This window comes from Acinetobacter nematophilus, assembly GCF_026344175.1.
GTDB classification, from domain to species: Bacteria; Pseudomonadota; Gammaproteobacteria; order Pseudomonadales; family Moraxellaceae; genus Acinetobacter; species Acinetobacter nematophilus.
In genome coordinates, this window is sequence record NZ_JAPKMY010000013.1 from 70,386 (window position 1) to 76,940 (window position 6,555).

Genomic DNA, 6,555 nt, shown 5'->3' on the forward strand with positions numbered 1-6,555 from the left:
TAAAAATTTAAATTAAAGACCTTGTTTTAAACTGGCTTCAATAAATTTATCCAGATCACCGTCCAATACCGCACCGGTATTCGAGTTTTCTACGCCTGTACGTAAGTCTTTAATACGAGAATCGTCCAGTACATATGAACGAATCTGGCTTCCCCAACCGATATCCGATTTCGAATCTTCAAGCGCTTGAGCTGCTTCATTACGTTTACTCATTTCCAATTCGTATAATTTAGCACGTAATTGTTTCCAAGCATGATCACGGTTGGCATGTTGTGAACGTTGGTTCTGACAAGCCACCACAATCCCCGTTGGAGCATGGGTTAAACGAACTGCTGAGTCTGTTTTGTTAATGTGCTGTCCACCTGCACCCGAAGCACGATAGGTATCGGTACGTACATCAGCAGGATTAATATCAATTTCAATATTATCATCGACTTCAGGTGAAACAAATACCGCAGAGAATGAGGTATGTCGACGGTTACCAGAGTCAAATGGTGACTTACGCACTAAACGGTGTACACCTGATTCGGTACGCAACCAACCATAGGCATACTCACCTTCTACACGAATGGTGGCAGATTTGATTCCGGCAACATCTCCATCTGATTCTTCCATCAATTCTGCTTTAAAGCCATGACGTTCGATCCAACGCATATACATACGTAACAGCATCGAAGCCCAGTCTTGTGCTTCTGTGCCACCAGAACCTGCTTGGATTTCAACATAACATGGATTTGGATCCATCGGATTACTGAACATGCGACGGAATTCAAGTTTTGCCAACTCTTCTTCAGCCGAACTCAATTCTGCTTGGACATCCGCCAATAAGCTTTCATCATCTGCTTCAACTGCAAGATCAAGCATGGCTTGGGCATCATCTAACTGGGTTGCCAAACCTTCTAAAACATTGATGACGTTCTCAAGCTCACCTTTTTCTTTTGCCATTGCTTGTGCACGGCTTTGATCATTCCAGATTGCGGGATCTTCTAACTCGCGGAGAACCTCTTCTAAACGCTCTTTCTTCAGATCGTAGTCAAAGATACCCCCGTAGTGTTAGACCACGGTCATTTAAGTCTTTTAGCTGAACTAGATAAGGATTAATTTCCACGAGTTTTAATCTCACATTTGACGTCTTTTAATTCGCAGGCATTCTACCACAGAGTAGAAAAAGTTGAGATATGGCTTTTTTATAGATCAACATAAAGTAGAAAGTACCACAATAATCTCTTTAAAAAATAAGTCGGTCTTCCAATCGAAATCATCACCTTTAAGAGTTAAAAGATCATGTTTAGATTTTATACAGCAGCTCAATAAATTAAGAGTATTTTAATTTTTAGGTACTTTTTTATTACAAACTATGTCCCCGGCTTACCCAAAGTCTACTAATATCCACATTATCTACACAGTTTTAATAAAACAAAACACAATATTTAAATTATATTTATCATATATTTAATATTAAACATTTACATATACTCACTATTGTTACAGTACCGTTACCATAGCATGGTTGACGATTTTTGAATTTCACCTAGACTCAAAATTGTAACTAAACATGTATAAATCAATTCTTCTTCATAGGGGGCAAATTCCATGAAAAAATTAGCAATTGCATCTGCAATCTTTTCCGTAGCCGCTTTAACTGGCACTGCACATGCTTACCAAGCAGAAGTAGGTGGTTCTTATACTTATAATGATTGGGACAACTCTGATGCTACTCATAACTTCGGTGTAGATGGTACTTATTATTTTAAACCAGTACAAACTCGTAACTCACCGTTGAATGAAGCTGCATTCTTAGATCGTGCAAGTAATGTAAAAGCCAATGTGGAATATGCAAAAAATAGCGGTGTAAAAGACAGCCAATATGGCGCTGGTCTTGAATACTTCGTACCAAACTCTGATTTCTATGTCAGTGGTCGTATTGGTCGTGATGAGCATGAAGTTGATCGCACCAACATCGACAATAAAGTAACAACTTACGGTGCTGAAGTGGGTTATTTACCTGCACCAGGTTTATTACTTGCCTTGGGTGTAACCGGTTATGACGTTAAAAACGGTGATGACGGTGCAGACCCAACTGTACGTGCTAAATATGTGACTAAAGTGGGTCAATATGATGCTAACTTTGAAGCATTTGGTGCATTCGGTGATTTAGATGAATACAAAGTACGTGGTGACTTGTATCTAGATAAAACTTTAAGTGTTGGTGCTGATTACTACAACAATGATCTGACCAATCGTGATGAATTTGGTATTTCTGCGAAGAAATTCTTTAATCAAAACGTAAGCTTAGAAGGTCGTGTTGGTTTCGGTGATGACTACAACACTTATGGTGTTCGTGCAGGATACCGTTTCTAAGTTTAAAGCCATTTAGCAATCGTTCTTTCGAAGCAACAGAAGCCAGTCAATTGACTGGCTTTTTTATCGGTTTTTTAAACATCAAACTTAATATTATTTTTTGGTAATTAATAACTTGGAAGTTATTTACTGATTCTATTTTGGATCCCTAAAGTATCTTTAGATGTTGTTACTTTTGATAATCTTTTTCTACCATTAACTACTGATAAAAATCCATAACCATTTCTAATTATTCTATTTTTTGACTTTGCATGAAAAAAGGATGCTTATGCATCCTTTCATCTTTTTCTAACATTTTTTCTAAAAAACTATCGCAAGCAAAGCCCTTACATCAAGTTTGGCTTATTAAAAGCCCTGCTGCCGCGAGCATAGCCCTTAGCGTAATTCAGGCAAGAAGCGTTTCGCTTCTTAAAACCCTGCTGCCGTGAGCGCAGCTCTTGGCGTAAATTTGGCTAAAAGCTATCGCTTTTAGAAAGCCCAAATTTACTCCCATTCAATGGTTGCTGGTGGTTTAGAAGAGACGTCGTACACTACACGAGAAACGTCTTTAATTTCATTCATGATACGTGTCGAAATTTTGTCCACCAACTCATACGGCAAGTGAGCAAAACGGGCAGTCATAAAGTCAACTGTTTCAACAGCACGTAGTGCAATGACCCATGCATAACGACGACCATCACCCACCACACCCACTGATTTTACAGGTTGGAATACCGCGAAAGCTTGAGCAGTTTTGTCATACCAACCACTTGCACGAAGCTCTTGCATAAAAATGTCATCTGCAAGGCGAAGAATATCAGCATATTCTTTCTTCACTTCACCCAGAATACGAACACCTAAACCTGGACCTGGGAATGGATGACGATACAGCATTTCATGTGGTAAGCCTAAAGTTGTGCCTAAACGACGCACTTCATCTTTAAACAAATCACGGATTGGCTCCACCAACTCAAATGCCAAATCTTCTGGTAAACCACCCACGTTATGGTGTGATTTAATCACATGTGCCTTACCATTTTTAGTTGCAGCAGATTCAATCACGTCTGGATAAATCGTGCCTTGCGCAAGGAAGTTTACGCCATCAAGCTTACGTGCTTCTTCAGCAAAAACTTCGATGAATTCACGACCAATAATTTTACGTTTTTTCTCTGGATCCACTTCGCCTGCAAGTGCAGATAAGAAGCGATTTTCAGCGTCAGCACGAATCACACGGATCCCCATGTTTTTCGCAAACATGTCCATCACTTGCTGACCTTCATTCAAACGAAGTAAACCGTTGTCAACAAATACACATGTCAATTGATCACCAATTGCTTTGTGAAGCAATGCAGCAACAACTGAAGAATCCACACCACCAGAAAGACCTAAAAGAACTTTTTGATCACCAATTTGCTCACGTAATTGTTCAACACGTAAGTCGATGATATTTTCAGAGTTCCAAAGATTACGGCAACCACAAATACCATGTACGAAGTTAGACAGTAACTCAGCACCTTTGGCAGTGTGCGTCACTTCTGGGTGGAATTGCACACCATAAAAACGACGCGTTTCATCACTCACCGCTGCAAATGGACAACTTGGTGTACTTGCAGTCACTTTAAAGCCTTCAGGTATTGCTGAAACTTTATCGCCATGGCTCATCCAAACGTTGAGTTTATCTTCGCCATCGTTTAAATCGCCAAGTAGCTGGTCACGAACCAAAACATCAACGGCAGCATAACCAAACTCATGTACTGTACCTGGCTCTACTTTTCCACCAAGCTGTTCAGACATGGTTTGTAAACCATAGCAAATACCCAATACAGGTACGCCTAACTCGAATACACATTTTGGCGCACGTGGACTACCTTCCTCATGCACACTCTCAGGACCACCCGACAAGATGATGCCGTTAGGATTAAACGCACGAATGTCTTCTTCAGACATATCAAAAGCATACATTTCAGAATATACACCAGCTTCACGTACACGGCGTGCAATAAGCTGGCTATATTGAGAACCGAAATCCAAGATAAGGATACGATCTTCAGTAATTTGAGTATTGGTAGTCATGAGTCAACAACTATGCAGGCAAACGAATATAAGCGCCGTATTCTATCATTTTTATAAGCTGTACGCACTCCATTCAAGCAAGTTCGCAATCTTTCAAAAAAATCATTTTAAATAATCAACTTATAGATTGATTTTCTGTTTAATGATCTCGATTAATTCTGTGGGTGTGATACACCGATTTAAAAAATCTTCCAAATAACCTTCATGCGTCACTTCTTTAAAAAAAACCTCATGATCTGTGCCGAACAAGGTAGGATTTTCAGGACAGGGATCTGACGCACAAATATATAAATGATCAGGAAAACCGTATCGGTAAAACAACTGTAAAAAATCAGGTTCTGGATTATCGGTCAATTGAATGATTGCTTTAAGATCAATCTCATCATCTAAAAAGTCATCATTCCATTCATTAAAATCAGCCGTACCTTCTTTATAGGGGGTAAAAAGTGTCGGTTGCCAGAAGCTTTGCCCTCGTCCTTCTTCAGTCAGTTGATAATATTCTTGGATCAATTGAGTGAAAAATACCTCAGGATTTTTATCGAGTTCGGCTTGATGTTGATCGATATATTCACCTAGACCATAAATAGGTTCTTGATCATCTGATGTTGCCCACGGCGCATCTTGAGGTCGCTCATATAAAGCGGTATTAAAACGAATAGTGCATCAGTCATCTATCCACGATATACCTTTGACACGATCAATATTGCCACCAAGTGCCTGTATTCTTTCCAAGATTTGTTTTTTCATTGTGCAAGCTTGAATAATATCTTTGAGATAGCATAAACCAATTCATCTATTTGATTAATCCAAAGCAAAACGCGCAAAAAGCCAGAGATTGATCTGGCTTAATTGCAAGTTCCGTTTTTATTTTTCAATGGCATGATCAATACTGAAACGACCTGCACCATGAAGCATTAAGAAAAATAGACCGCCCGCCATTGCAAAGTTTTTCATAAAGTTAATTGCATCTGTTTCACCGCCGTGGAACAAGAAAGCCGTAATCAAGCTAAAAACACCTAAACCGAATGCAGCAAATCGTGCTTGGAAACCAAACAACAACGCTAAACCGCCACCAAACTCAACCAAAATCGTTAAAGGCAACATTGCTCCTGGTACACCCATAGATTCCATATAACCGACTGTTGCACTATATGCTGTGATTTTTCCCCAGCCTGCCACAAGGAAGATATAAGCCATTAAAATTCGAGCAAGCAATGCAATGAATGCATTCATACTCGGTTGATTTACAATATTTTTAACCACGACATTTGGATTAAACATGAGAACACCTAAATTTGTATTTCGTTTTGAAGATGGATATATATTAGTCAGTAAAAAATTTCAGATCGATACCTAAAATTTAAACTTATCGTTGCAGATTAAGAACAATGATAAATTCAAATATTTACTTTTTAATACTGACTTTCATAACTCACACTGCTAGGATTTGTGCACCAATTCGCATAGTTTTTGCCTTATGGATCTGATTGATTTTATTTTGCATGTTGATGAGCACCTTTTTGAATTTATTAAAAATTACGGTGTTTGGGTATATGCAATCTTATTCCTGATTATTTTCGTTGAAACAGGTTTAGTGGTCATGCCATTTTTACCTGGAGATAGTTTGCTTTTTGCAGCAGGCGCGTTAGCTGCTTCTACAGGTGCAATGGATCCAACCGTTTTAATTTTACTGTTATTTATTGCCGCCGTTCTTGGTGATACTTTAAATTACCATATTGGCAAATATATTGGTCCACGTGTTTTCGAAATTGATTCAAAATTTATCAATAAAGAACATTTGCTTAAAACATCACAGTTTTTTGAAAAGCATGGTGGAAAAACCATTATCTTTTCACGCTTTATCCCATTCGCTCGTACTTTTGCACCCTTTGTTGCAGGGGCAGGAAGTATGAATTACAAATACTTCTTAACTTATAACGCGATTGGCGGAATTTGCTGGGTCGGTTCTTTTATTATTTTGGGCTATTTATTTGGCAATATGCCAATCGTGAAAGATAATTTTACCCATTTAATTTTTGGTATTATTATTTTAAGTGTGCTCCCTGGTATTATAGGTTATATACGGCATAAGTTTTTTGATAAAAATAAAGCAACCAAGGAACAATAATTGCTTCAAATTTA

The 6,555-nt window shown here is 38.4% G+C and carries 6 protein-coding genes; 2 read left to right on the forward strand and 4 right to left on the reverse strand.

Going from position 1 to position 6,555, the window contains the following annotated elements:
• Nucleotides 1-12 precede the first annotated feature (12 nt).
• A protein-coding gene (prfB, locus tag OSH00_RS18625; protein ID WP_100250478.1) for a peptide chain release factor 2 occupies nucleotides 13-1,108 on the reverse strand; the annotation gives its coding sequence in 2 pieces (ribosomal slippage) (nucleotides 13-1,035 and nucleotides 1,037-1,108; 1,095 coding nt in all).
• A 485-nt stretch (nucleotides 1,109-1,593) separates the two neighbouring features.
• Here prfB and OSH00_RS18630 point away from each other — a divergent pair.
• Nucleotides 1,594-2,361, forward strand: a complete 768-nt coding sequence (locus OSH00_RS18630) for a putative porin (RefSeq protein ID WP_266131662.1) — start codon at nucleotides 1,594-1,596, stop codon at nucleotides 2,359-2,361.
• 483 nt (nucleotides 2,362-2,844) lie between these two features.
• On the opposite strand, the gene guaA is transcribed toward OSH00_RS18630, so the two are convergent.
• The 3 genes from guaA to OSH00_RS18645 all read right to left on the reverse strand — a co-directional run bounded on the left by guaA (nucleotide 2,845) and on the right by OSH00_RS18645 (nucleotide 5,694).
• Nucleotides 2,845-4,413: a glutamine-hydrolyzing GMP synthase gene (guaA, locus tag OSH00_RS18635; protein WP_004832057.1), complete on the reverse strand. Its 1,569-nt coding sequence runs from the start codon at nucleotides 4,411-4,413 to the stop codon at nucleotides 2,845-2,847.
• A 120-nt stretch (nucleotides 4,414-4,533) separates the two neighbouring features.
• Entirely contained in the window at nucleotides 4,534-4,923 is a 390-nt protein-coding gene (locus tag OSH00_RS18640) for a hypothetical protein (RefSeq protein ID WP_266131663.1), read from the reverse strand.
• 354 nt (nucleotides 4,924-5,277) lie between these two features.
• Complete coding sequence (locus tag OSH00_RS18645) at nucleotides 5,278-5,694, reverse strand: DoxX family protein (RefSeq protein WP_196075999.1); 417 nt, start codon at nucleotides 5,692-5,694, stop codon at nucleotides 5,278-5,280.
• 196 nt (nucleotides 5,695-5,890) lie between these two features.
• Here OSH00_RS18645 and OSH00_RS18650 point away from each other — a divergent pair, with 196 nt between their 5' ends.
• A complete protein-coding gene (locus tag OSH00_RS18650) occupies nucleotides 5,891-6,541 on the forward strand; it encodes a DedA family protein (RefSeq protein WP_266131664.1) in 651 nt (216 codons plus the stop codon).
• The last annotated feature ends 14 nt before the right edge of the window (nucleotides 6,542-6,555 follow it).

Excerpts from the sequence above, each read along its gene's own strand:
- OSH00_RS18645 (WP_196075999.1), bottom strand. The coding sequence starts at position 5,694 with ATGTTTAATCCAAATGTCGTGGTTAAAAATATTGTAAATCAACCGAGT.
- OSH00_RS18630 (WP_266131662.1), top strand. The coding sequence starts at position 1,594 with ATGAAAAAATTAGCAATTGCATCTGCAATCTTTTCCGTAGCCGCTTTA.
- OSH00_RS18650 (WP_266131664.1), top strand. The coding sequence starts at position 5,891 with ATGGATCTGATTGATTTTATTTTGCATGTTGATGAGCACCTTTTTGAA.
- guaA (WP_004832057.1), bottom strand. The coding sequence starts at position 4,413 with ATGACTACCAATACTCAAATTACTGAAGATCGTATCCTTATCTTGGAT.